Origin of the sequence: Bradyrhizobium sp. 134, assembly GCF_023074155.1 — a bacterium.
Taxonomy (GTDB): domain Bacteria; phylum Pseudomonadota; class Alphaproteobacteria; order Rhizobiales; family Xanthobacteraceae; genus Bradyrhizobium.
The window spans coordinates 40,394-66,971 of sequence record NZ_JADPKX010000001.1 but is presented as its reverse complement, the minus strand read 5'-3'; the positions used below and the strand labels follow the sequence as shown (position 1 = coordinate 66,971).

Genomic DNA, 26,578 nt, shown 5'->3' with positions numbered 1-26,578 from the left:
GGAGATGAGTAGAATGCGTATCCTAGTGACCGGCGGAGCGGGCTTCATCGGTTCTGCTGTGTGTCGCCGTTTGGTGCTGCAGACCAGTGCCGCTGTGGTCAACATCGATAAGTTGACATACGCAGCCGACCTGACTTCGCTGACGAGCATCGAGGGGCTGGGGTCTTATGCATTCCTGCAGTCCGACATCTGCGATCGAGACGCTATGGATCTCGCGTTCGCCGACTACGAGCCGGATGCGATCATACACCTGGCCGCCGAAAGCCACGTCGACCGTTCGATCACCGGGCCCGAGGCCTTCGTCAGCACCAATATAGTTGGTACCTACACGCTGTTGGAGGCGGCCAGGACCTACTACGAACGTCTGCCGCTTCCGCGGCGCAAGCAGTTCCGCTTCATCCACGTATCGACCGACGAAGTCTACGGGTCATTGGGCCCGGAGGACTTGTTTCGCGAGGACACGCCCTACAGGCCGAGTTCGCCATATTCGGCGAGCAAGGCGGCCTCGGACCACCTCGCACTCGCGTGGTTTCGAACCTACGGTCTTCCGGTCATCGTATCGAATTGTTCGAACAACTACGGGCCGTACCAGTTCCCGGAAAAGCTCATCCCGCTGACGGTCATCAATGCGCTCGACCGGAAGCCGCTACCGGTCTATGGCGACGGCAGAAATATTCGCGACTGGCTTCATGTCGATGATCATGCCGCTGGCTTGATAAGACTTCTGTACGAAGGAAGACCGGGCGAGAAGTACAATTTCGGCGGAGATGGCCAGCGATCCAACCTGGAGGTGGTCACCCGGATTTGTGACGTGGTGGATCGGCTATCCCCGGGCGCGGGAGCGAGACGATCTCTCATTAGGTTCGTGCCGGATCGTCCAGGACATGATGCGCGCTATGCGATCGACGCGTCGAAGGCACATCGCGAACTAGGCTGGGAACCGACGAGAACCTTCGAACAGGGCTTGGCCGAAACAGTCGGATGGTATCTCGACAATCGTGCATGGTGGCAGCGTGCTCGCTGCGGTGTCTATGACGGCTCGCGTCTGGGTCTGCTCGCTGCTCAACATTGAGGTGAAGATGACAGATCGACCCATCCTCATTGCCGGGCGGAATGGTCAGTTGGCAATGTGTCTTCGTGATCTCGCTGCGATGCGCGGTCTGCCCGCGGTGGCTCTCGGGCATCGAGAACTCGATCTGGAGAACCGCGAAGGGATCGATAAGCTCATCGCGTCGATCGCGCCGTCTGCAATCATCAATACGGCCGCTTATACGGCTGTTGATCGGGCCGAATCTGAAGCGGCGAAAGTGTTCAGCATCAACCGCGATGGTGCGGCAACGCTGGCAAATGTCGCTTGGCAGATGAATGTTCCACTCATCCATCTCTCGACCGACTATGTGTTCGACGGCGCAAAACCGGATGCGTACGACGAAAGCGACATTCCCGCGCCGTTAAATGTCTACGGCGCGTCGAAGCTTGCCGGCGAAGCTGCTGTATTGGCCGCGCACCCGCTCGCGACCGTGATCAGATGCTCGTGGCTTTACAGCCTCTATAGCTGCAACTTCGTTCGAACGATGTTGCGGTTATGCGAGACGCAGCCCATCGTAAGGGTTGTCCGAGACCAGCACGGAAATCCGACCTACGCATACGACCTCGCGGAGGCTATCCTTCAGATCGCAGAACGGTCAGTAACAGTCGATCGCAGGGCAGCAGCCGGCATCTTTCATCTCGCCGGGCAGGGCGAGACAAGCTGGCACGACTTTGCGAAGGCAATCTTCGACGAGATTTCCCGTCGTGGAGCGCGGGTTCCGGCGCTCGAGGCGATCACGACGGAAGAGTTTCCGACCGCTGCGCGTCGACCCCGAAACTCGCGCCTGGATTCATCCAAGGCCGAACGCGTGTTCGGGATTCGATTGCCGCCTTGGCGCCATTCACTCGAAGCCTGTCTCGACCAGCTAGTCGGAGAAGGAGAAACCGATGTTGAAGGGAATCGTGCTGGCTGGCGGCAGCGGAACGCGCCTCTATCCGATCACGCGCGTGGTCAGCAAGCAGTTGCTCCCGATCTATGACAAGCCGATGATCTACTATCCCCTGTCGACGCTGATGTTGGCAGGGATCCGCGAAATTCTGATTATCACCACGCCTTCAGACCGGTGTCAGTTCGAGCTGTTGCTGGGGGACGGCAGCCAGTGGGGCATTCGGCTCACCTACGCGGAGCAAACCCGTCCCGCCGGTCTCGCGGACGCCTTCATTGTTGGTGCCGATTTCATCGGAAGCGATCGTGTGGCGATGGTGCTTGGTGACAACATTTTCTTCGGCGATGGCCTGAGCGAACTGCTTGCCAGGGCGGCAGGACGTGAGGAAGGCGCAACAGTTTTTGCTTATCACGTGCGGGACCCAGAACGTTACGGCGTCGTCGCGTTTGATGAGGCGGACCGCCCAGTATCGATCGAGGAGAAACCCAGACGGCCAGCTTCGAATTGGGCAATCACCGGGCTGTATTTCTTCGATAATCGCGTTGTCCGCTACGCTCGTCGCGTCGAGCCATCGTCGCGCGGAGAGCTCGAGATTACCGATCTTCAGATGCGCTACCTTGCGGCCAAAACGCTACATGTCGAGCGCATGGGGCGGGGGTTCGCCTGGCTGGATACCGGCACGGTTGAGTCGCTCATCGATGCCGGGACGTTCGTGCAGACCCTGGAAAAGCGGCAGGGAATGAAGATCGCCTGTCTCGAGGAGGTCGCCTTCAGACTCGGCTTCATCAATCGTGATCAACTTCTCGCGCTGGCGCAACCGTTGGAGAAGAGCGGCTACGGCAAATATCTGAACGAAATCACTCGGCTACCGCATTTCGTTTCGCACTAAATGCACCTCAGTCCATATTTGGAGTTATGTTAAATCTGTTCGTATTGAATTGACGGGCAGTTTAAAATAGAATTAAAATATATATTGTCGATTTATTTAATCGGTATAGCCATGCTGGTTCAAAAGGCGAGCGTCTTCGGTCGGGGAGCCCGGGCCGTTTTTCCAGGGGAAGATATTCCCGCCTTTTGGCGAGAAGCCTCGTTCGGGAATGCATTCGATGGCTCCGATCCGCCCGGCCGGTGGGATCCGCCGTTTGCTAATTTGCCAAGTGACGCCACTTTCTTCCCGCAGTCGTCTCGGGCCAGTCCGGGCGACCCGCCGGACCCACGCTGCGTTGTGCCCCGCCTCTTCGCGGCATGTTCCCAGTCGCGACTGTCTGCTCTGCTGTCTTCGACGTCTTTGACGAGCCGCCATCTGGGTTTGGTCCCGACGTTCCCATCTGTGGCAGACGAAGGGACGCCGCCGACATCATCATCGGTTTCGACACCGGGCACCACTCACTGGACCAATTCGAGGGACGGAGTCTGGAACGTCGCTACGAACTGGAGCGCCGGCGTCCCGGGCATTGACTCTGCCTTCCTCGATGCGGCGGGAGCGTATGTCGGCACCAGCACGGCCCGCGTTGATATCGAGAGCCTGGTCGTTGATGCCGGCGCGACGCTTTCGTTCGGTGCCGGGTCGCCCTTTATCGTCGAAGACGATGCAGTGAACAATGGGACTGTCGACGCTGGGGCATTCCTTGGCAATCGCATTTCTGCGGGGGACTTCAAGGGTCACGTCAGCGGCACGGAATCTTTCGAAATTTCAGACAAGGCGATCCTGGAGATCGGAGGTTCGGTTTCCGGGCAATTCTTGAATGGATCGTTCTCTGGCATAACCGTGTCGTTCGATACGGGGGTTGGCACTCTTGTCCTCGACCAGTCGGCCAAGTTCCAGGGGTTGATTGCCGGTTCGTCGCCGGGGGCACCGCTTTCGCCAGAGAACTTCATCGACTTGAGGGATCTGCCCTTCACATCGTCGATGTCGGCGACTGTCCATTATGACAACAGCTCGAATATCAGCGTGGTCGATTTCAGCAATGGTGCGGCCAATGTCACCTTGCTGTTCTCGGGGATGGACTCGAATTGGAATTTTAGAAGCGACGGGCAGGGAGGCACCATTGTCTCCGATCCACCCACAAATCCCATCGTACTGGAAAACCAGAAGCCAGGTACGCCGAAAAGTGTCTGGCAGATCCAGCCGGGCGGCAATTCGCATCTTACCCAGGGATTTGCGACAGCAATCAGCGCCAATGTCGGCGGGACGGTCCAATTCAAGATCAACAACCTGACCGGCAATCCGAACTATCGCGTCGATGTTTACCGGCTGGGCTATTACGGCGGTGATGGTGCCAGAATGGTTACGAGCCTGCAGCATCAGGCCGCAGCTTCCGTCGTCCAACCCGCTCCATTGACGGACCCATCTAGGGGCCTAGTAGATGCCGGCAATTGGAGCGTGACCGACTCCTGGAGCGTGCCAACCGATGCGGTCTCGGGCGTCTACATCGCCAACGTCGTCAACGGCACCGAAACTTTCCAGATCCCGTTCATCATAAGGAACGACGCTTCGCACAGCGACATCGTCCTCCAGACAAGTGATGAAGACTGGCAAGCCTACAACGGCTGGGGAGGGGCCAACCTTTATTTCGGGAACGGCCCGGGCGTCAACGGATCAGCCTTCGCGGTCAGTTACAATCGCCCCCTCGTAACGCGTGACGGCGAGGGAACCTTTTCCGAGGGGGGAGACTCCCCGTTCACGGCCGAGTTTGCGGCCATTCAGTGGCTGGAGCAAAACGGGTACGATGTCTCCTACATTTCTGGAATCGACGCTGCGACAAACGGCTCGTTGTTGCTGAACCATAAGATCTTCATGGACGCGGGGCATGACGAGTATTGGACCGAAGCTCAGCGCGCGAACGTAGAGGCCGCAGCGCATGCTGGCGTGAACCTTGCGTTTCTCACAGGCAACGAGATCTTCTGGAAAACAAGGTTGGCGCCCAGCATCGACGGGAGCGGATCAGCCAACCGCACACTCATCAGCTACAAGGATACGCATGCAAATGCGTTGATTGATCCGACAGGACGGGCGACCGGCAATTTCGCTGATCCGCGGTTCGGTCCGGCTCTTCCCGCGAATGAGTTGACCGGTACATTGTTCGCAGTCAACGCGTTTCGGTATGACACGATCACGATACCGTATCCGATGACCCAATTGCGTTTCTGGCGCAATACAGCTGTCGGGCAAACGGCTCCCGGGCAGACCGCCTCGCTCGTACCGGGCCTATTAGGCGTCGAATGGGACGTCGCACCCGACAACGGATTCCGCCCAGCCGGATTGGTCAATGTCTCATCTTCAACAGTGCAGGTGAATGGACAGTATCTTCTTGATTATGGCAACACGTTCGCAAATGGCACAGCGACCCACAATCTCGTAGTGCATCGGGATCCCGTTAGTGGTGCACTGATATTCTCGGCCGGTTCAATCAACTGGTCGTGGGGGCTTGCTAGCGACCACGACGGGCCGGCGACTCCGGTGGATCCCAATGTACAGCAGGCGATGGTCAATCTGTTCGCCGACATGCGGGTTCAGCCGGGGACGCTGCAAGCGAGCTTGACGATCGCGACCCAATCGACAGACGCTACAGCGCCGACCTCCGGCATCACGAATCTCTCGGCTGCCACCGTTGCCGAGGGGCAATCGATCACAGTGACGGGGACGGCCACTGACGCGGGTGGAAAGATTGCCGGAGTCGAGGTTTCCACCGATGGTGGCGCAACCTGGCATCCCGCCACCAGCAACGTCGGTGCGGCGAACGCGACGTGGTCATACACGTTCGTCACAGGCGCTCAGGGAACATACAATCTCAAGACCAGGGCGGTAGACGATAGCCTGAACCTGGAAACACCTGCTGCAGGTGTTACTTACACCGTCAATCCGTCTTCCAACCTGACACTCTTCAGCATTGCCGATACGCCCATGGTGATCTCGAACGACGATTCCGGCTCAGTTGAGCTTGGTGTCAAATTCGTCCCCACCGTGTCGGGCAAGATCACCGGCATTCGTTTCTACAAAGCGTCTGAGAACATTGGCGCTCACATCGGTGATCTCTGGACCAAAAACGGCACCCTGCTTGGGAGCGCCACCTTCACCAACGAAACGGCGAGCGGCTGGCAGCAGGTTAATTTCGCCACGCCTATCAGTGTGAACGCTGGCGTGACGTATGTTGCTTCCTATCACACGAACACCGGCCACTATTCCTCAACTGATTTCTACTTCATCAACTATGGAGGCCTTACGAAGGGGGCGCTCACTGCGCCTGGCAGCAGCCTCAACGGCGTCTTTGCCTATGGCAGTGGCCCGATCTTCCCCGACGACGTTTCCTCTACAAAGGCCGCAAATTACTGGGTCGACGTCGTTTTCTCTGATTCCGGCACGACGTCACCACAAGCTAACGGGGACAGCGGCTTCACGGTTAGTCAAAATGGTGTGCTGAACATTCCGGCATCAACGCTGCTCGCGAACGACACCAACCCGTCCGGATTGGCTTTCTCACTCAGTGGCGTCAGTAATCCGGTCAATGGAAGCGTAGGCTACAACTCGCAAAATCAGACCGTGACTTTTGCCCCTGCCAATGGTTATGCCGGGACAGCGGGTTTCACCTATACGATCACGGACACGAGCGGGCAAAGCGGGTCCGGCCAGGTATCGCTCAACGTCAGTTATCCAGTCTCTGCGCAGAGTCTGTTCGGCACCGATGATGCGCCAGGGGCCCCCAATTCCGGCGATACCAGCCCCGTCGAAGTTGGAGTCAAGTTTACCTCATCCGTGAATGGGACAATAACCGGCCTGCGCTTCTACAAGGGATCTTTGAATACCGGTCCCCATGTTGCGGATCTCTGGAGCTCGACCGGTACCCTGCTTGCGACTGCCACGTTCACGAACGAGACAGCCAGCGGCTGGCAGCAGGTCAACTTCTCCACTCCTGTGGCCATCACGGCAGGCACCACCTACGTCGCGTCCTACCACACGAACGGTAATTATTCCGGTACGCAGAACTATTTCGCGGCGTCGCTTACCAACGGCCAGCTAACGGCTCCGGCTAGCGGCAATGGTGTCTATGGCTACGGATCCGGAAGCATTTTCCCGACCAGCACCTACAAAGCTTCCAACTACTGGGTCGACATCGTGTTCAGCGGATCCTCGACCACCAACAATACACCGCCAACCGCGGTTGCTGACGTCGGTGACGCCACCGAGAAGGGCGGCGTGAACAACAGCACCGGTGGCACGGCGGCCACCGGCAACGTGCTGACCAACGATACCGATCCCGATGCGAACGATACCAAGACGGTCACCGCCTTCAGCTTCGGCTCGACCAGTGGTGCACTCGGTTCAGCGCTCTCTGGAGCGCATGGCAGCCTGGTGCTCAATGCCTCGGGCACCTTCACGTACACGGTTAGCGAGACGGATCCGGCCGTGCAGGCCTTGCGGCTCTCGACCAACACGCTCGCCGACGTGTTCAATTACACGATGCGCGACACCGCCGGCGCCACGTCATCGACAACGCTCACCGTTACCATTCATGGGGCCAACGACGCACCAGTGCTGGCCGTCCAGACCGGCGATCAGACCGCGACAGTCGGCACGTCATTCTCCTTAACGCTGCCTGCGGGCACCTTCACCGACGTCGATTCCGGGGATTCGCTGGCCTACATGGCGACCGCCGCCGATGGCACGGCACTTCCCGCATGGCTGAACTTCGATGCCTCGACTCGGACCTTCAGCGGGACACCAACGTCCAACAGTGCTGGCACCCTCAGCGTCAAGACATCTGTCACCGATTTCGGCGGTCTGTCAGCCAGCGAGACGTTCAATCTCGCGGTGACGACAGCGTCCTCATCCGTGAGCCTGTTCTCGAGCTCGGACACGCCGGCAATCCTTTCGGATTCCGATCCGTCGCAAGTTAACCTCGGCGTGCAATTCGCGTCGTCCGTGGCAGGCACGATCACCGGCCTCAAATACTACAAGAGCGCAAATGACCCTGGGACCCATACGGGCTCGTTGTGGAGCAGCACCGGTACGCTGCTGGCGAGCGCGACCTTCGCCAACGAGGGTAGCAGTGGCTGGCAGACCGTCACGTTCAGCAATCCCGTGTCGATCGCGGCTGGCACCACCTACGTCGCGAGCTTTCACAGCAACGGCCATTATGCTGCCACCGCCAACTACTTCACCACCGCTCGCACCAGCGGTCCACTCACGGCTCCTGCCAACATCAATGGCGTCTACACTTACGGAACAAGCAATCTGTTCCCGACCAGCACCTACAAAGCCGCCAACTACTGGGTCGACATCGTGTTCAGCGGATCCTCGACCACCAACAATACACCGCCAACCGCGGTTGCTGACGTCGGTGACGCCACCGAGAAGGGCGGCGTGAACAACAGCACCGGTGGCACGGCGGCCACCGGCAACGTGCTGACCAACGATACCGATCCCGATGCGAACGATACCAAGACGGTCACCGCCTTCAGCTTCGGCTCGACCAGTGGTGCACTCGGTTCAGCGCTCTCTGGAGCGCATGGCAGCCTGGTGCTCAATGCCTCGGGCACCTTCACGTACACGGTTAGCGAGACGGATCCGGCCGTGCAGGCCTTGCGGCTCTCGACCAACACGCTCGCCGACGTGTTCAATTACACGATGCGCGACACCGCCGGCGCCACGTCATCGACAACGCTCACCGTTACCATTCATGGGGCCAACGACGCACCAGTGCTGGCCGTCCAGACCGGCGATCAGACCGCGACAGTCGGCACGTCATTCTCCTTAACGCTGCCTGCGGGCACCTTCACCGACGTCGATTCCGGGGATTCGCTGGCCTACATGGCGACCGCCGCCGACGGCACGGCACTTCCCGCATGGCTGAACTTCGATGCCTCGACTCGGACCTTCAGCGGGACACCAACGTCCAACAGTGCTGGCACCCTCAGCGTCAAGACATCTGTCACCGATTTCGGCGGTCTGTCAGCCAGCGAGACGTTCAATCTCGCGGTGACGACAGCGCCCTCAGGCGTGAGCCTGTTCTCGAACTCGGACACGCCGGCCATTCTGTCGAATTCCGATACGTCGCAAGTCAACCTTGGTGTGCAATTCACCTCCTCCGTGGCAGGCTCGATCACTGGCATCAAGTACTACAAGAGTGCAAATGACACCGGTACTCATACGGGCTTGTTGTGGAGCAGCACCGGCACGCTACTGGCGAGCGCGACTTTCACCAACGAGGGCAGCAGTGGCTGGCAGACCGTCACGTTCAGCAATCCCGTGTCGATCGCGGCTGGCATCCCCTACGTCGCGAGCTTTCACAGCAACGGCCACTATGCCTCCAGCACCAGCTACTTCACCACCGCTCGCACCAGCGGTCCGCTCACGGCTCCTGCGAACATCAATGGCGTCTACACCTACGGAACGAGCAATCTGTTCCCGACCAGCACCTACGAAACCGCCAACTACTGGGTGGATATCATGTTCAACAGCTTGAGCGGCGGCGCCAACCAGTTACCAGTCGCTGCGAACGACAGCGGCCTCTACGCCACGCAGAACGTCCCCTTCGCGATACCGACCTCGGTACTGCTTGCCAACGACACCGATCCCGATGGCGATAAGCTCACGATCACGAGCGCGAGCGGCGGTGTGAATGGCGTTGCCAGCTTCAACGCCCAAAGCAACAGCGTGATCTTCACTCCGACCACCGGCTACACGGGATCGGCGTCCTTCAACTACAGCATCTCCGACGGCCATGGTGGCACCGCCAGTACATCCGTCGCTCTCAATGTGACCGCTGCGTCTTCGACGACTGTGAGCCTGTTCAGCGCAAGTCAGGTGCCTAGCATTGTGGCAGCCAATGATCCAAATTCAGTGGAACTGGGCGTCAAGTTTCAGACGTCTACCCCAGGCGATGTTGTCGGCATTCGCTTTTACAAGGGGCCGTCCAACACGGGCACCCACGTTGCGGATCTTTGGAGCAGCACTGGGAATTTGCTGGCAACCGCGGCATTTACCAGCGAAACGGCCGGCGGCTGGCAGCAGGCCAATTTTGCCACGCCCGTGACGATCATGCCGGGAACCACCTACGTCGCCTCCTATCACACCGCCGGAAATTACGCGGCTGATCCGGGCCTCCTCGCCAACGCAATTACCAACGGACCTTTGACGGCTCTATCCTCGGCATCGATCGCAGGCAACGGTGTGTTTGCGTATGGGACGGATAGCCTATTTCCAAACAACACTTACAACGCAACGAGCTACGGCGTTGATGTGGTTTTCAGGCAGCAGCTCGCAGCATAGGAGATACCAGATGCACGCCGAACTTTATACCGACGGAATCGAAGAAATTACCGTTAGCGGAACCATCGTCCGCGTCGATCTGGTCAGTCTTTCACCGAAGGAGCGTGACGCCAACAATGTCCCGAAACGCGTGTTTTCTCAGCGGCTGATCTTTTCGGTCGAATCCTTCGCTAATTCGGTCGATGTGATGCAGAAGGCGCTTCAGGGGTTGGTCGACGCCGGCGTAGTCCGGCGAAATCAGCCAGCTGAGTCGCACAACAGTACGTCGGTCGTACGCGATGCGCTCGCGCCCAGCACGCCACGGTCTCATAATGTCTCTTCGAACTTCCGGTGAAATCGACGCCGCTAGTGGCGCGAAAGGCCGGGTTGTGGACCCGTCTGGATTGGCGACGCAGACGGCATTGGAGTGCCTGTCCAAGACTGCCGGTTATCATGGGATCGACCTGCCGGTCGAGCGTCTGAAGCACGCCTATGCCGTAGCCGCTCCGCTCTCGTTGAACCTTCTGTTGCGCATGGCCAAGGATGCAGGTCTGCGCGCGAGAAGCACGAAAATCGAGTGGGGTGCGCTGATCCGTCTCGGAGAAGCCTATCCGGCGCTGACGCGGCTAACCAATGGCAACTGGATCGTTGTCCTTGGTGCAGGACTGGGAGCTGAGGGCACTGAGGTCGTCAGCGTCTTCGACCCGCTCGCCGACCGCAAGGACGAGGTCTTGGTTGTCGACCGGGACCGATTTTGTGCCCAATGGGCCGGGGACACCATCCTGATCAAGCGCGAGCAGTTGACACAGGATGGGCGCAGAAATTTCGGCCTCCGGTGGTTCGTACCGGAATTGCTTCTTCAATGGCGACTGTTCAGGGACGTCGCGATTGCCGCCATCATGCTCTATGCGTTGGGCCTCGTCGTCCCGATCTTTTTCCAGCTCGTCATCGACAAAGTTCTGGTTCACGAGAGCTACACCACGCTCTACGTACTCGCGGCAGGCGCGGCCGCAGCACTCGTCTTTGACGCGATATTCGGCTTTCTGCGGCGCTACCTGCTACTTTATGCGACCAATAAGGTCGACATTCGAGTTGCTACAAAGACGTTCGGTCATCTCCTCGGGCTGCCGGTCACCTTCTTCGAGCACATGGCAGCGGGGGTCTTAGTCAAGCACATGCAGCAAGCGGCGCGGATCCGTGAGTTTCTGACCGGCCGACTATTCTTAACCACCCTCGACGCGCTTTCGCTATTCGTCTTCCTGCCGGTACTTGCGATCTACAGCGTCAAGTTGACGCTTATGGTTTTGGCCTTCACTGCCGCGAGCGGTGCTGTTGTCGGCCTGCTCATGGGCCCTTTCCGGCGACGTCTTTACGATCTTTACCAGGCGGAAGGTGCGCGGCAGGCTCTCCTCGTCGAAACAGTTCACGGTATGCGCACGGTGAAGTCGCTGGGGATGGAGCCCGTGCAGGGCAGGATTTGGGATAGCCGCTGTGCACAGTCGATTACCATGCGATTCGGTGTCGAGAAGATTTCCGCCGGTGCCCAGGCGCTCACCGGATTTCTCGAGAAGATCATGACACTTGGGATCATCGCTGTCGGAGCACTCGATGTCTTCGCTGGAGAAATGACAATCGGCGCGCTGGTCGCGTTTAACATGTTGGCCGGCAGGGTCTCCGGACCACTGGTCCAACTCGTGACCATGGTGCACGAATACCAGGAAGTTGCTCTTGCCGTGAAAATGCTCGGCGAGGTGATGAATCAGAAGCCTGAGCGAGATGGCAAGAAAGATGGGCTGCGGCCCGACTTCGCCGGAAAAATCGAGTTCGAAGGTGTTTCTTTTCGTTACGGAGCTGAGGGAGCGCCGGCGCTCGATGATGTCTCCTTCACCGTCGAGCCAGGTTCGATCTTCGGGATCGTGGGCCGAAGCGGCTCCGGCAAGACGACGCTCACAAGGCTGATTTCGGGCATGTATCCGGTGCAACAGGGGCTGCTCCGTGTCGACGGATACGATTCGAGGGAACTCGACTTGGCACACCTGCGCCGAAACCTCGGAATCGTCTTGCAGGATAATTTCCTGTTTCGAGGGACGGTCCGCGACAATATCGCATGCGTGAAACGGGACGCGACATTCGCCGAAGTCGTCGCTGCTGCACAGCTCGCAGGCGCCGACGAGTTCATCGAGCGGTTGCCCCGTGGCTTCGACACCATGCTCGAGGAAGATGCCTCGAACCTGTCCGGCGGGCAGAAGCAGCGGCTCGCGATTGCGAGGGCTCTGATCGTCAATCCACGGATCGTGATTTTCGATGAGGCGACGAGTGCCCTCGATTCCGAAAGCGAAATGATCATCAAGCGCAACCTCCGCCGTTTGGCAGCAGGGCGCACCGTCATCATCGTCTCGCATCGGCTGTCAATGCTGACTGAAGCAAGCCGGATCCTGGTGATGGACCGCGGCCGAATCGTTGACGTGGATCGCCACGACCACCTCCTGTCGAAATGCACCATCTACAGGCATTTGTGGAACCAACAGATGAAACAGATTGCATGATGGAGCCAAGGCAACCACGGACGGACGCGAACACGAACGGTCTGGTCCTGGCCAGAACGGTCGAGCGACGGCGGAAGCTATTCAGGCCGGTGCCGAGGCGAGCGCCTGTGATCGCCGAATTCCAGTCGGATGCAACCGAAGTCGAGCAGCAAGCGCCGCCGCGGCTCGCGCGTCTTACCCTCTACAGCGTGCTTGGGCTAATTGCCTTCGCGGTCACCTGGGCATCCGTTTCGCAAGTGGAGATGATCGTCACGGCGCAGGGGAAATTGACCACGACACGTCCAAACCTGGTCGTACAGCCGTTGGAAACGTCGGTCATACGCGAGATCCACGTCAAGGCCGGTGATCGCGTCAACCGCGGCGACGTTCTGGCTACGCTCGATCCGACCTTCTCGCAGGCTGATTTCGATCAATTGCGCGGCAGGGTGGCTGGTTTCGATGCGTCGATCGATCGCCTGGGCGCCGAAGTGAATGGAACGGAGTATGCCGCCAAGGAGCTCACAAATGCTGACCAAATCCTGCAGGGCAAGTTGTTCTTGCAGAGGAGAGCCGCCTATGAGGCGCAGATCCAGAACTATGACGCACAGATCGCTTCCGCTCGAGCCAATCTGAAGACAGCGCAGGACGAAGAGACGGTTCTCCTTCAGCGACTCGATACGATGCGTTCAATTGAAGCCATGCGCACCACGCTGATGGACAAAGAGGTCGGTTCGAGGCTGAACTTTCTACTGTCTCGCGATGCACGGCTCGAGGTTGAGAGCAATCTGGCGCGCGTTCGTGGCAGTATCGCCGATACGACCCATCGGCTGGACAAGGCCCGCGCTGACCAGAAGGTCTTCACCGAGGAGTTTCGTCGCACCACTTATCAGGAACTGGCAGAGACGCTGCCGAAGCGCAACAGCGCAGCAGAGGAATTGAAGAAAGCCGACCGTCGTCGGCAGCTGATCGTCCTGCAGGCGCCGGCAGATGCCGTGGTGCTGGACATCGCAAACCGCACAGTCGGCTCGGTGGTTCGCGAAGCGGAAACGCTGTTTGTCCTGGTTCCTCGTGATGTGCCTCTCCAGGCGGAGGTCAATGTCGAGGGTCGGGATATCGGTCAGGTGGCGCTTGGACAAGCGGTCCGGATCAAGTTCGAAGCGTTTCCTTTCCAGAAATATGGAACGGCAACGGGCGAGGTCCGCGTCATCAGCCAGGACACGTTCTCGCCGGATCCGAAGGCCGAAGGTGCGCGCCGCGCGCCAGCTCCCTATTACCGCGTACTGGTCGATTTGTCCGACACGCACCTTCGGCTGCCGGCTGAGCGCATTCAACTGATTCCGGGTATGGCGGTGACGGCCGAACTGAAAGTCGGCAAGCGCACCGTGATTTCTTATTTCCTGTACCCCTTGCTTCGCGGTCTGGATGAAAGCATCCGGGAGTACTAGGCATTCAGCGCCAACAGCGATCAATGAAAGCAATTCCAACGGCATGGCAGCGCGCTTCGCATGAATTGCAGACGATTGCAGGCCATCATCCGACGGCCGCACAGCAGAGGCACCATCGACGTGATCCGATGGGATCGGATGGCACACAGGACCGCAATGGCTTAAGTGCGCGCCGACGGAATGCACGGGACTGCTGGCTCGCGGCGTGAAGATACCAGCTAATGCCGATGCGAGTACGAGCGGTGCCTGCTATCAGCGGTATTTGCGGGGGTGGGCGGCCTTCCGCCATATTCCGGTAATGCGCGATCTGCCCACTTTGCACAGGGCTCACGGCGCGAGCCAGGGGCCGACGAAGACGAACGTCGCCTGGTCCGCGCCACACCGGTGTTGCGAAGGGACTGACACCCGGCAGAGCCACGTGCTGCGGCGAACCGATCGCCTGGAATGTTCTGCGCATCGAGACTGCAAAGCGCGTCGGCGGCTGGGGTGCAGAATAATAATCGAGAACATTGCTTGGTCCCGATTAATCCGCCTTACGCGAAATTACTCGAAAATACCCGGAATTTGCAGGCGATTACGTATTTTAAAAATCCAGTAATTTAATCACTTGAAAATAAAAGTCGCCTCTGTATTATGAAGTTATAAATCAAATACCAAAATTAAATAATTTGAATGGTCTTGTTTCCTCGCAGGAGCCGTGATGCGCGCGCAGCGTCGATATTCGAAACATGACACCGAGACCGTGGCTCTTGCGAGCGAGGCCATGCGCCGCCGGCAGCGCATGTGGCGGCGATACATCAGGACCAAGACTGCTTGCCGAGCGCTTAGCTATGAAGGAGCGTGTCATGATCTTCGTAACCGTCGGTACGCAAGTCCAGTTTGACCGTCTGATCCAAACGGTCGACGATTGGGCCGGTGCACGGGCGAGAAGCGATGTTTTCGCTCAGATCGGGCCATCAAAGCATCAGTGCAAGCACATCCGCACCGAACGATTTGTTGACCCCGGTGGATTCAGGAATTGCGTTGAGGCGGCAAGCCTCGTGATCGCTCATGCAGGCATGGGCTCCATTATCACCGCCCTCGAACTTGGAAAGCGAATCATTGTCATGCCGCGTCGTGCGAGCTTGGGCGAACACCGAAACGATCATCAGGTCGCAACGGCAAAACAGTTCGCCGCACAGGGCCGGATTGAGGTCGCTTTCGAGGAAAGGGAATTATCCGACAAACTCGATCAATTGGACGTCCTCAACCGATGCGAGCGCCTTGGTGGTGAAGCATCACCACAGCTGATCCTGACAATTCGGACTTTTATTGAAACGGGACATATCCGTTCACAGCCTACCAGCGCTTCAGCTTAGGCGGTCAATATGGAGCTACAAGACAGTCGAGCCTCTTCTCCTCGCCGGTCGCGCCGGAACGATGATGGAAGGGGTGCATTTAGCAACAACGAGGACTGCCGAATGAACGCGCAGCCATGCTCGACGTATCCTCCATGATCGTGAGATGGAATGTCGGAGATACACTGCGCGTGTGCCGGCGTTCATTTTCGACTGGGTATTGGCCAGCAGTTCGGATATCGCCAGAGCAACCGAAAGCCATAGCCAAGTAGATTCTACATTTCACCCGATTTCAAACCACTGGTGCAGTTATGTCGAACGACACAATAGGAATTGGAGTTATCGGATACGGCTATTGGGGACCGAACTTGGTCCGCAATTTCGCTGCTCATCCCTCGGTTCGTCTAGTCGGCGTATGCGACTTTGATTCGGAAAAGCTCGCGGCAAGCAAGCGGCTTTATCCGGGGGTGATAACGACGTCCTCCTGCGACGAGCTGCTCAAGAACCCTGCCGTCGATGCCGTGGCCATCGCTACGCCGGTTAATACACACTATGAACTGGCTCTATCCGCACTGAAGGCGGGCAAGCACGTTCTGGTGGAGAAGCCGCTTGCACAAAATTCAGATCTGGCCCGACGCCTGATCGATGAGGCGGCTCGGCGATGCCTGATATTGAGCGTGGACCACACTTTCATCTACACGCCCGCGGTGCGGAAAATCCGCGAACTCTTGGTCAAGAAAGAGCTCGGTAATGTCTACTACTACGACAGCACACGCGCGAGCCTTGGCTTGTTCCAGAGCGATGTCAATGTGATCTGGGACTTGGCGGTGCACGATATTTCGATCATCCACTATATCTTCGATGAGCAGCCCGTTGCCGTTTCGGCGACAGGATCATGCCATGTGGTCGGCTCGCCGGAAAACATGGCTCATATAACGTTGTTCTTCGATAGCGCGTGTGTAGCCCACATTAGCGTCAACTGGCTCTCGCCAATCAAAGTCCGCCAGACGTTCATCGGAGGCAGCAAGAAGATGATCGTTTACGACGATCTTGAACCGACGGAAAAGATCAAGGTATATGACAAGGGCATCACAGTTGATGGCCCCTCCGACAAAGCCCATCAATTCCGGATCGGTTATCGGGCTGGCGATATGTGGGCTCCCCACGTGTCCCCGAAGGAAGCGCTGCAGGTCGAGGTCGACCACTTTATCGATTGTGTGCGCAGCGGGACGCGACCGATTTCAAGTGGCATGTCCGGACTGCGGGTGATCGAGGTCCTGGAGGCTGCATCCCGCTCGATCGCCGAGCATGGCAAACCGGTCCTGCTGAAACGCCAGCCGCGCAGGGTCCCGGAACGTGCGACGGCAACGGTCTGAATCATTGGCGGGCGATATTCAAATGCGCGAACAGCGTGACGGTCTTGCGATTAGTGCGGTACAACGCTCCATCCTGTTTTCGGCGGTCGATCGCTATGGCAGTCTTTTGCTGTTCCTGGTCGCTACCGCGGTTCTCTCTCGTCTGCTATCGCCCGCGGAATTCGGAGTGTACGCGGTCGTCAATGCCGTCACCGCGGTAATTGGTGCATCCTTTCAGGAGTTCGGGGGCGGAAACTATCTGATTCAGAAGCGTGATCTATCTCCAGCCGATGTTCGCTCAGCTTTCACCATCTCGCTCGGGATCTCAGTGGCCATAGCGCTTCTTCTGTTTGTTCTTGCAGGCGCGCTCTCAGATCTTTTCGCCCAGGACGGTCTCAAGAGGGGCATTGAGGTCTCGGCGATGAATTTTTTCCTGGCACCAGTGTCGGGGACAATTTCGGCCTTGCTGCGCCGGGACATGAAGTTCGGCACGTTAGCCATTTGCAACTTCGTCGCGGGTGTGGCTGTTGCTCTGGTCTCGATCGGGCTAGCGATGGCGGGATTCAGCTATATGGCGCCGGTCTGGGGAGCCCTGACGGGAAGCGTGATTTTGACCTTGGCGCTGCTCGCCAGTCATCGGGACTTAAACGCACTGCGTCCCTCGCTCCTCAAATACCGCGAGATCGTCAGCTTTGGCCTTTATGCCAGCGGGGTTAGCGTCATCAACGTGTTCTACAATCTGGCGCCCCAGCTATTCCTTGCAAGAACTCTGGACTTTATGTCCGTCGGTCTGTACAGCCGTGCGATTAACCTAACGCAAACGTTCGACAAGCTCGTTACGCAAGTATTGAACCCTGTGATCATGCCGGCGATTGTCGCAAGGCGCGAAGCGGGGGACGACCTGAAGGCCATCTATCTCGAGGCGATCGAGCTGCTTTCCGCCGCGCACTGGCCGTTCCTGATATTCGTGGCCATTATGGCGCGACCGATCATCGAGATCTGGCTCGGCGAGACGTGGCTGGAGGTCGTGCCTCTCGTGCGGCTGCTCTGCATCGCAAACATGGCGCTTTTTGCGGCGTGCTTGAGTTATCCCATGCTTGTAGCGGTTGGAAGCGTGCGGGACGCTTTGATCTCCTCCTTCATCTCTCTACCTCCGTCGCTTCTTGTAGTTTTTTGCGCATCCTTCTTCGGTGTGCAGGCTGTCGCCGCCTCCGCCGTTTTGACGTTGCCCTTCCAAGCTGCAGTTGCGATCTATTTTATCGGCCGGCACCTAGGCCTTAAACCAACGGACATTGCTCGCGCGCTGATGAAGAGTGGGGTCGTCACAGCGATAACAGCATTGGGCACATTCGGCTGCGCGGCGCTGACGGAACAGGGAATCCTGACGTCATTTGCCGGTTTGGCCTCGGGATTGTGTGCTGCGGCGCTTTGCTGGTGCCTAGGGCTGCTGCTGACCGGCCACCCGCTGCTGCATCAGCTCCATCTCGCTGCAGCTAGTCTGGCCCGTGTTGCACCGAAGCTGAGGCCATCGCGTTCGGCCCTGTGAGGCCTTGCGATTCTTGGAGGCGGAGATGCCCATTACGAACGACGTAAAGCTCGGTAGGGACGTCAGGATTTTTCATCCCGATCTAGTCAACCTGTATGGTTGCACCGTTGGTGACGAGAGCAAAATCGGAACCTTCGTCGAAGTCCAGGAGGGGGCAAAGATAGGCGCGCGTTGCAAGATATCGTCGCACAGCTTCATCTGCGAGGGCGTCACGATCGAGGATGAAGTGTTTGTTGGTCATGGTGTGATGTTCACGAACGATAAATTCCCGAAGGCAACGACCGCGGATGGTCGTCCTCAGCAAGCGTCGGACTGGACACTGCAGCGCACTCATGTCGGTAGGGGAGCTTCCATCGGATCGAACGCGACCATTCTGTGCGGTGTGACAATCGGTGCGGGTGCCTCCGTAGGCGCGGGTGCGGTGGTGACGAAGGACGTTCCGCCCGGCGCCATCGTCGCCGGAGTGCCCGCTCGGCGTCTGTTCGGAACTGAGAACACCGTTCTGGGCGATAAACCAGTTTAAATCGATAGGTGTATGGTATCTAATTTAACGCTTGATTGAATATAATAATGCGAGTTAATTTGTTTATATAATTTTGCTCCAATCCAAGGTGTTGAATCTTGATACCCTTCCTGGATCTGAAAGCCCAATATAGCCAGATCAAGCCGGAGATCGACGCCGCGGTCGCGAGAGTCGTGGGCAGCGGTCACTTTGTGCTCGGCCCAGAGGTGGCTGCCTTCGAGAAACGCTTTGCGGAGTATTGCCGGGCCGCCCATTGCCGCGCGGTGAACAGCGGAACTTCGGCGCTTCACCTTGCCTTGTTGGCGGCCGGCATCGGACCCGGCGACGAAGTCATCACGGTGTCCATGACGTTCGTTGCGACAACCGCAGCCATTCTCTACAGCGGCGCCAAGCCCGTGTTTGTCGACGTTGACCCGGTAACATGGACGATGGATCCCGGCTCGATCGAAGCTGCGATAACACCACGAACCAAAGCGATCCTGCCGGTCCATCTCCACGGGCTGATGGCCGACATGGATCCCATCATGGAGATCGCGCGTCGTCACGGTCTGGTCGTCATCGAGGACGCCGCGCAGGCGCATGGCGCGGAATACCGCGGACGTCGCGCAGGCTCGATTGGCGATCTGGGATGCTTCAGCTTTTACCCCGGCAAGAATCTTGGAGCTTTTGGCGAGGGTGGGGCCGTCGTAACCGATCGACCTGAATTGGCGCGCCGCGTGTCACTGCTGCGGGATTGGGGACAGGAGACAAAATACAATCACGTCATTCCCGGATACAACTATCGCATGGACGAAATTCAGAGCGCGATACTGAACGTCAAGCTGGACTACATCGAGCGCTGGACGGAAGCGCGTCGGTCGCTCGCCGAGCGATACAATGCACTGCTGTCTGATGTGCCATTCGCGCGCCCCCAGCCTCCCCATCACGCCCGTCACGTGTACCACGTCTATGCGGTCAGGTTGCCGCGCCGCGATGAGGGGCTGACGCTGTTGCTTGACGCCGGCATCGGCGCCGGGATCCACTATCCCGTTCCCGTGCATCTGCAGAGGGCCTATGCGGACCTCGGTTATCGTGCCGGTGATCTCCCCGTCACTGAGATGCTGTCCAACGACTTCCTCTCTCTTCCCATTTTTCCGGAGTTGCTACCGGAACAGGCGGTTGAAGTTGTCTCCACATTGAGGAACGCGGCGGCGCTGCAGCCCAGCGAAGCCGTCAGCAATCGAGCGGAGCATCCCCAACACTTCATGACATGGTCCCACAGTAGGAGGGCGTCTTGATCGATCTCAAGGGAAAGCGCGTTCTGGTCACCGGCGGCGCAGGTTTCATTGGTTCCCACATCGTTGATCTGCTCTGCGATGAGGGCTGCATCGAGATTGTTGCCATCGACAACATGATAAGAGGCCGTCCGGAAAATCTCCGGCGCGCGCTCGGGCGTGGGCCGGTGAGATTGGTTCACGGCGACATCCGAGATCGCAAGCTGATGGAAGCGTTGGTCAAGGCTGCCGATATCGTCTTCCACCAGGCCGCACTCCGCATCACTCATTGTGCGGCCGAACCACGCCTTGCCAAGGAGGTCATGGTGGATGCCACCTATGACCTGTTGGAGTTGTGCATCAAGCACGATATCGAGAAGATCATCGCAGCGTCGTCGGCGTCCGTATATGGCATGGCCGAGGAGTTTCCGACGACCGAGCGGCAGAATCCGTACAACAACCGAACTCTCTATGGGGCTGCCAAGGCGTTTAACGAAGGGCTCCTGCGGGCCTTCAACGATGTAAGCGGCCTCGACTATGTGGGATTCCGATATTTCAACGTCTACGGCAGCCGAATGGATATCCACGGACGTTACACCGAGGTCTTGATCCGTTGGATGGAGCGCCTGGAAGCCGGATTGCCTCCGATTATTTTTGGTGACGGCCGCCAGACCATGGATTTCGTCCATGTCCGCGACATCGCGCGTGCCAATATCCTTGCGGCCAGGGCCAAGATTACTGATGAGGTTTTTAACGTCGGGAGCGGCACTGAAACCAGTCTGACCGAGCTGGCGACTGTGCTTGCGTCCGTGATGGGACACCGCGGCTTGACACCCGAATTCGCGCCCGAGCGCTCGGTCAATCCGGTGCCGCGACGGCTGGCGTCGACGGGCAAGGCAGAGCGTTTGCTTGGTTTCCGCACCACTGTCTCGCTTGAGCAGGGGCTCGCCGATCTCGTAAAATGGTGGCGATCCGAACGCGATCTCGCTTCGGACCGTCAGCGACAGGCAGCAGCATCGTGAGTGCGGCTGAGGCAGAACGCGCGGCCGTGCCATCTGAATAGATTTCGTTGGTGCCGCGGATAGCAGCTCTAGCAAGGGATGCGCCGCAGAGACTGATGGACCCTGCGGCCGCCTCAGAGAGGTACGGAAATCTGATTCATTCCACCGGGCCCGCCATGATTTCGATCGTCGTCCCAGCTCACAACGAGAGTTCCGTGATTGCACGGACGTTGAGCCAATGGGTTGGCAAGCCAGCTTCGGACGAGCTGCGCGTTGTCGTCGTTTGTAACGGCTGTACTGACGACACTGCGAATGTCGCCCGGCGTTTCGGCCCGACTGTCAAGGTTGTGGAGTCGGACACCGCAAGGAAGACCCACGCTCTGAACCTTGGTGATCAAATCGCGGACATGTTTCCGCGAATTTATGCTGACGCCGATATTGTTATTACCGTTGATGCCATTCTAGCTTTGGCAAGACGCCTGAATGAAGGTGACGTTTTGGCGGTGGCGCCTACGGCAGAGATCAATCTGGCAGGCTGTTCCTGGCTGGTTCGCAAATACTTCGGGATTCGGTCACGGCTGCCGTCCTCGCGCGAGGGAATCGGCGGTTCAGGCGTGTACGCCTTGTCAGAGGCTGGACGCAGGCGGTTCGGCCAATTTCCAGACATCACTGCTGATGACACCTATGTCAGACTTCAGTTCAGACGGGAAGAGCGGGAGACTCTGGTCTGCGTGAGGTCCACGGTGTTCGCCCCACGCACTCTGCTGCAGCTCGTCACCGTCAGAACACGGGCCTATAGGGGAACATTCGAGCTTGCCCGGCGCTTTCCCGAGCTGCGCGCAAACAAGGGAGCGGCCAATAACTGGACACTCCTCACGCTGTTCAAAGAACCTCGCTTGTGGCTCGGCTTGTTGATCTATTGCTGGGTCAACATTGCTGCTCGATGTAACGCTACCACAGGCGGCCGACCTGGAGATCATCTCTGGCAACGAGACGAGACTTCGCGGGTGGCGCTGCCGGATTCGATCAAGTGAGGCGCCAGTTCGGTTGGGCGCGTGATAGGAAAATCGAACGGGTTGCGCATATAAAATGCTTGATTTTAAATACCTGCCTGTTAATTTAAATAGTAATTTAATTAATAAATGCAAGCAATTCGAGGCTTCGATCCGTTCGTTCAGGGGGAGCTCGCGAATCTTGCAGCATCTTAGGGAGGCCAGCCAATGCTTCGGAGCCCGGTCTTTCACCACAACACGGTGCTGAACCCCAATACGGAGCGGTCACGCAACGTACGGCCGAAAGTGCTGGCAGTCTCCTCGGGTGGGGGCCATTGGGTGCAGCTGTTGCGGATCAAACCCGCTTTCGAGCATTGCGATGTTACGTTCGTCACCGTCCATAGATCTTATCGCACGCAGGTGCCCGACCACAAGTTCTACCTCGTCAACGATGCTAACCGCTGGACCAAGATCGCACTGTTGAAAGCAGCGCGCACAATCGCCTGGATCGTTTGGAATGAAAAGCCGGACATCGTAGTCTCGACGGGTGCTGCTCCGGGATATTTGGCGCTGCGGTTCGGACAAATGATGGGTGCGCGCACCATCTGGCTCGACAGCATCGCCAACGTTGAGCAGCTTTCGATGTCCGGAGACCGAATTGGCCATTGCGCCGACCTTTGGCTAACGCAATGGCCCCATCTGGCGCGACCCGATGGACCCCACTACACAGGCGCGGTGCTGTGAGCTTCGCGATGGGTGGAACGCCTGGATATCTTGAGCACTTCATCCACACGGTTGATGAGTGGGCCAATGGGGCTGAGCGACTCGGCACACAAGCATCGCACGACCGCACGCATTGGTTCGTCGGATAGTGCTATTGTTGTGGGCGGAAATGAGCAATGTGGAGTAGCAGAGACGCAGATATCCCAGGCACGCGCCTTCAAATTCTAAGCTTAACCGCAGCGTGGCGACGCGCGTGCAACGCAGTTCTAGACATCGGACCTCGTCAAAGGAAGTGGAAATGAAAGAATCTCACGCCGGCGCGCATGTAATGGAGGCGGAGCACCTGCCGAATAATCGGGCCGCCAGCAGTGCTCTGGAGCAGGGCCCGCCGCAATTCGTGAAGTGGCGGCGGGTGGAACGCAAGCTCGCTGCGGTTAGCTCGCGAGAGGCGGTTGCATCGTGATCCCGATCGCAATGCCGCTCCTCGCCGACGAAGAAGCTGGTGCGGCGCGCGCAGCCGTCCTATCGGGCTGGGTGTCGCAAGGTCCGCAAGTCGCCGCCTTCGAGCAAGAATTCGCCACCCTGGTCGGCGCACCTTTCGCATGCGCTGTATCAAATTGTACCACAGCCCTTCAGCTTGCGCTGGCGGCGCTAGACATCGGCCCCGGTGACGAGGTCATCACACCGAGTCATTCTTTCATCGCAACGGCCAACTCGGTCCGGTTTCAAGGCGCAACACCCGTTTTTGTAGACATCGATCCGTTAACCTACAACATCGATCCCACCCGGCTGGTGGAAGCGATAACTCCGCGAACGCGCGCGATCATCGCCGTCCACCAAATGGGCATGCCTTGCGATCTTGCAGCACTTACCGAGATAACTGACCGCCATGGCATTGTCCTGATCGAGGATGCGGCGTGTGCTGCCGGCAGTAAAATCCGCATGAACGGGCAATGGGAGTCGATTGGAAAACCGCGTGGCCGCATCGGCTGCTTTTCCTTTCACCCTCGGAAAGTGATCACAACCGGAGAAGGCGGAATGCTGACCACCGCCGATCCGGAGCTTGATGGCAAATTCAGACTGTTGCGCCAACATGGCATGAGCGTCCCTGACACGGTGCGGCATGGTTCGCCTCTAGTAATATTCGAGGATTATCTGGTCGTCGGGTACAATTACCGCATGACCGACATACAAGCGGCGATCGGTCGCAAACAGCTCGAACGCCTTCCGCAACTGGTGGCGCGCCGCCGTGCCATCGCTGCCAGGTACGCCGAGCTACTGTCGAATTTCGAGGGGCTGCGCGTGCCGGAGGAGCCCGAGTGGGCCAGGTCCAATTGGCAAAGCTATTGCGTGCGTCTGCCTGACCACCTTGACCAGCGCTCCGTGATGCAAGGCCTGCTCGATAAGGGAATCGCGACACGACGGGGGATCATGTGCTCGCACCGCGAACCCGCTTACGTCAATGGGAAGCCGCGCCATGATCTCCGTCAATCCGAACTCGCTCAGGATCGATCGATACTGCTGCCGATTTACGCGCAAATGAGCCAGGAGGATATCAATCGAGTCATCGGTGCCCTGCTGCAGCATATCCGAATAGCTTGAGAGTCAGGATAACGGGAATGGCGAAGGTCGATATTGTTGTCCCCTGTTACAATTATGGGCGCTTCCTTGAGGCTTGCGTGTCGAGCATTCTCAGCCAATCCATTTCGGATTTGCGCGTACTTATCATCGACGACTGCTCCTCGGACGATTCGGTGTCAGTCGCAAGGAAATTGGAGCAAAGCGACCCGAGGGTGACGGTGAGAGCGCATTCGCGCAATCATGGTCACATCAATACGTTCAACGAAGGAATCGCGTGGGCATCATCCGAATACTTCTTGCTCTTGTCCGCTGATGATCTGCTGGTTCCCGGAGCCCTCCAGCGGGCAACGGAGATCATGGACGCAAACTCCGACGTTGTTCTTACATATGGAGAATGCATCCTCTGGTTTGACGATTTGCCGTTTCCTACGTTACCGGCGGGCGAGAACCATTCTTGGACACGGCAAGATCTGATAAAGGAGATGTGCACCACAGCCAGAAATGACGTTCCCTCAGCGACCGCAATTGCGCGGACACGGACACAGAAGGCGATCGGCGGATACCGCACGTCGCTTCCTCACGCCGGTGACATGGAGATGTGGTTGCGTTTCGCTGCGCATGGCACGGTTGTCCAGATCAATGCGGTGCAGGCGATCTATCGCAAGCATGCGATGGCAATGTCCAACGCCTACTATGCCAAAAGAATGCTAGATTATCGGCAATGCTTGCTTGCGTTCGAGAGCTTTTTTGATGAATGCGAGAATCGCGTTCGAAATGCGCGTAGTTTACGTGCCCTGGCCCGTCATAGATTGGCTGACCAAGTGTTTCGCAGCGGGATCGGATTGTTACGACGAGGCCGCGTTAGTGACGGCCTTGGCCACATCCGCGAAGCCATGACCATGGATCGCCGGTTGCGTTACTTTCCTCCAATTTGGCGAGTGCTGAAGATTCCGGGCAAGGATGGCCGTCGATGGGCGTTGTCCGTCATCAGAGGAGCGCCGGGCAAGCTATTGGAATGATGAACATCTTCCGGGACTCGCGGAAAACAATCATTTCGCTTCCAGGAACCATGCGGGTCATCAGATGGAATCAAAACAGATGCGATGCCCAATCGTCCTTGCTTGTGACAGGCGCTATGCGATGCCACTTGCGACGACCCTACGGTCTATTGTGGAGACGGATAGGAGCGGCGATCCGTTCGAGTTTCACGTGCTTGTCGACGGTGTTTCCGAGCGTATTCGAAAGAGGATACTCGACTCCCTTCCGCATGGTTCTGCGTCGATCCGATGGATCGAAGTGAATCTGGAAATGTTCCGGCACTTTTCGACAATTGGGTACATTTCAAAAGTCACCTACGCCCGGTTCCTCATCCCGCGTATTTTTCCAGAGACTGTCCCCAAAGTATTGTATCTAGACTCCGATATCCTTGTTCTTGATGATTTGCAGGCGCTCTGGACAACAGATCTCGAGGGAAATGTTCTTGGCGCAGTTTTGGACGGACTCGACTCTCAGCTGAAAAATCAAACCGTTCGCCTACCGGTACCTCGCGTGCAAAACTACTTTAACGCCGGTGTACTTCTGATAGACCTGCACCAATGGCGAAAGGCGAAAATCTCCGAAACCGCCTTGGAATATCTCAAACGCTATCCGGGATCGCCTTATTCGGATCAAGACGCGCTTAATGTTGCGTGCGATGGCGTTTGGAAAAGCCTCCCTTCCCGATGGAACTATCTAGCCTACAACGCAGAGCTCGATGTCTCTGAATTTGCAGGGGAGTACAAGCCTAGCATAGTTCATTTCACAACCTGGAACAAACCTTGGAGACCCGGCGTTCCGAACGCGAATGCCGCATTGTACGACTCGTTTCGAAGCCACACGCGGTTCGCACGCAACTCTATGGACAAGATGGAAAGCACCCTGCGTATCGGTTGGTCCCGCATTAAGAGCTTCCAGGACGGGAGACGAGGCAAATCAACTCGCTCGGAAGAGGTGGTCGATCCCTAGCAGTCTGGTGAAAAACGTCGAGATAGAGAGTTTTTGTGTTCTCGCCGGTCATGTTGGGTCGGCGCGGTG

At 57.9% G+C, this 26,578-nt stretch carries 18 protein-coding genes; all 18 read left to right on the top strand.

Translation table 11 applies throughout. The features are described from left to right. The first annotated feature begins 13 nt into the window (after window positions 1-13). The 18 genes from rfbB (at window position 14) to IVA75_RS00165 (ending at window position 26,509) form a co-directional block, all read left to right on the top strand. Window positions 14-1,072, top strand: a complete 1,059-nt coding sequence (gene rfbB / locus IVA75_RS00250) for a dTDP-glucose 4,6-dehydratase (RefSeq protein WP_247282831.1) — start codon at window positions 14-16, stop codon at window positions 1,070-1,072. Beyond that, window positions 1,032-2,069, top strand: a complete 1,038-nt coding sequence (gene rfbD / locus IVA75_RS00245) for a dTDP-4-dehydrorhamnose reductase (protein ID WP_247358353.1) — start codon at window positions 1,032-1,034, stop codon at window positions 2,067-2,069. The genes rfbB and rfbD overlap by 41 nt, the downstream gene beginning before the upstream one ends. Further along, complete coding sequence (gene rfbA / locus IVA75_RS00240; protein ID WP_247282833.1) at window positions 1,978-2,865, top strand: glucose-1-phosphate thymidylyltransferase RfbA; 888 nt, start codon at window positions 1,978-1,980, stop codon at window positions 2,863-2,865. Before rfbD ends, rfbA begins: the two co-directional genes overlap by 92 nt. Window positions 2,866-3,306: 441 nt before the next feature. Further along, window positions 3,307-10,245, top strand: a complete 6,939-nt coding sequence (locus IVA75_RS00235) for a DUF4082 domain-containing protein (RefSeq protein WP_247282834.1) — start codon at window positions 3,307-3,309, stop codon at window positions 10,243-10,245. Window positions 10,246-10,255: 10 nt separating this feature from the next. After that, complete coding sequence (locus IVA75_RS00230; RefSeq protein ID WP_247282835.1) at window positions 10,256-10,579, top strand: hypothetical protein; 324 nt, start codon at window positions 10,256-10,258, stop codon at window positions 10,577-10,579. Window positions 10,580-10,628: 49 nt separating this feature from the next. Beyond that, window positions 10,629-12,770, top strand: a complete 2,142-nt coding sequence (locus tag IVA75_RS00225) for a peptidase domain-containing ABC transporter (RefSeq protein ID WP_247282836.1) — start codon at window positions 10,629-10,631, stop codon at window positions 12,768-12,770. A gap of 107 nt (window positions 12,771-12,877) precedes the next feature. Next, window positions 12,878-14,194 (top strand): HlyD family type I secretion periplasmic adaptor subunit, encoded by a 1,317-nt coding sequence (locus IVA75_RS00220; protein WP_247282837.1) that lies wholly within the window; start codon window positions 12,878-12,880, stop codon window positions 14,192-14,194. Window positions 14,195-15,039: 845 nt separating this feature from the next. Next, entirely contained in the window at window positions 15,040-15,552 is a 513-nt protein-coding gene (locus tag IVA75_RS00215) for a glycosyltransferase (protein ID WP_247282838.1), read from the top strand. Between the two features lie 290 nt (window positions 15,553-15,842). Next, window positions 15,843-16,907 carry a Gfo/Idh/MocA family oxidoreductase gene (locus IVA75_RS00210; protein ID WP_247282839.1) on the top strand — a complete coding sequence of 355 codons (1,065 nt, stop codon included), beginning with the start codon at window positions 15,843-15,845 and terminating at the stop codon, window positions 16,905-16,907. A gap of 22 nt (window positions 16,908-16,929) precedes the next feature. After that, a complete protein-coding gene (locus IVA75_RS00205; RefSeq protein WP_247282840.1) occupies window positions 16,930-18,432 on the top strand; it encodes an oligosaccharide flippase family protein in 1,503 nt (500 codons plus the stop codon). A 25-nt stretch (window positions 18,433-18,457) separates the two neighbouring features. Further along, on the top strand, window positions 18,458-18,955 hold the full coding sequence (locus IVA75_RS00200; protein WP_247282841.1) for an N-acetyltransferase: 498 nt from the start codon (window positions 18,458-18,460) through the stop codon (window positions 18,953-18,955). 98 nt (window positions 18,956-19,053) lie between these two features. Continuing rightward, on the top strand, window positions 19,054-20,232 hold the full coding sequence (locus IVA75_RS00195) for a DegT/DnrJ/EryC1/StrS family aminotransferase (RefSeq protein ID WP_247282842.1): 1,179 nt from the start codon (window positions 19,054-19,056) through the stop codon (window positions 20,230-20,232). After that, the gene (locus tag IVA75_RS00190) at window positions 20,229-21,230 is read left to right on the top strand and encodes an NAD-dependent epimerase/dehydratase family protein (protein WP_247282843.1); all 1,002 of its coding nucleotides are present in this window, start codon (window positions 20,229-20,231) and stop codon (window positions 21,228-21,230) included. The genes IVA75_RS00195 and IVA75_RS00190 overlap by 4 nt, the downstream gene beginning before the upstream one ends. Before the next feature lie 155 nt (window positions 21,231-21,385). After that, window positions 21,386-22,243, top strand: coding sequence for a glycosyltransferase (locus IVA75_RS00185; protein WP_247282844.1), 858 nt, complete (start codon window positions 21,386-21,388; stop codon window positions 22,241-22,243). 186 nt (window positions 22,244-22,429) lie between these two features. Next, complete coding sequence (locus IVA75_RS00180; RefSeq protein WP_247282845.1) at window positions 22,430-22,945, top strand: UDP-N-acetylglucosamine--LPS N-acetylglucosamine transferase; 516 nt, start codon at window positions 22,430-22,432, stop codon at window positions 22,943-22,945. Between the two features lie 438 nt (window positions 22,946-23,383). Next, window positions 23,384-24,526, top strand: coding sequence for a DegT/DnrJ/EryC1/StrS family aminotransferase (locus IVA75_RS00175; RefSeq protein ID WP_247282846.1), 1,143 nt, complete (start codon window positions 23,384-23,386; stop codon window positions 24,524-24,526). Between the two features lie 17 nt (window positions 24,527-24,543). Further along, window positions 24,544-25,524, top strand: a complete 981-nt coding sequence (locus IVA75_RS00170; protein ID WP_247282847.1) for a glycosyltransferase — start codon at window positions 24,544-24,546, stop codon at window positions 25,522-25,524. Next, window positions 25,466-26,509, top strand: a complete 1,044-nt coding sequence (locus IVA75_RS00165) for a glycosyltransferase family 8 protein (RefSeq protein ID WP_346658398.1) — start codon at window positions 25,466-25,468, stop codon at window positions 26,507-26,509. Before IVA75_RS00170 ends, IVA75_RS00165 begins: the two co-directional genes overlap by 59 nt. The last annotated feature ends 69 nt before the right edge of the window (window positions 26,510-26,578 follow it).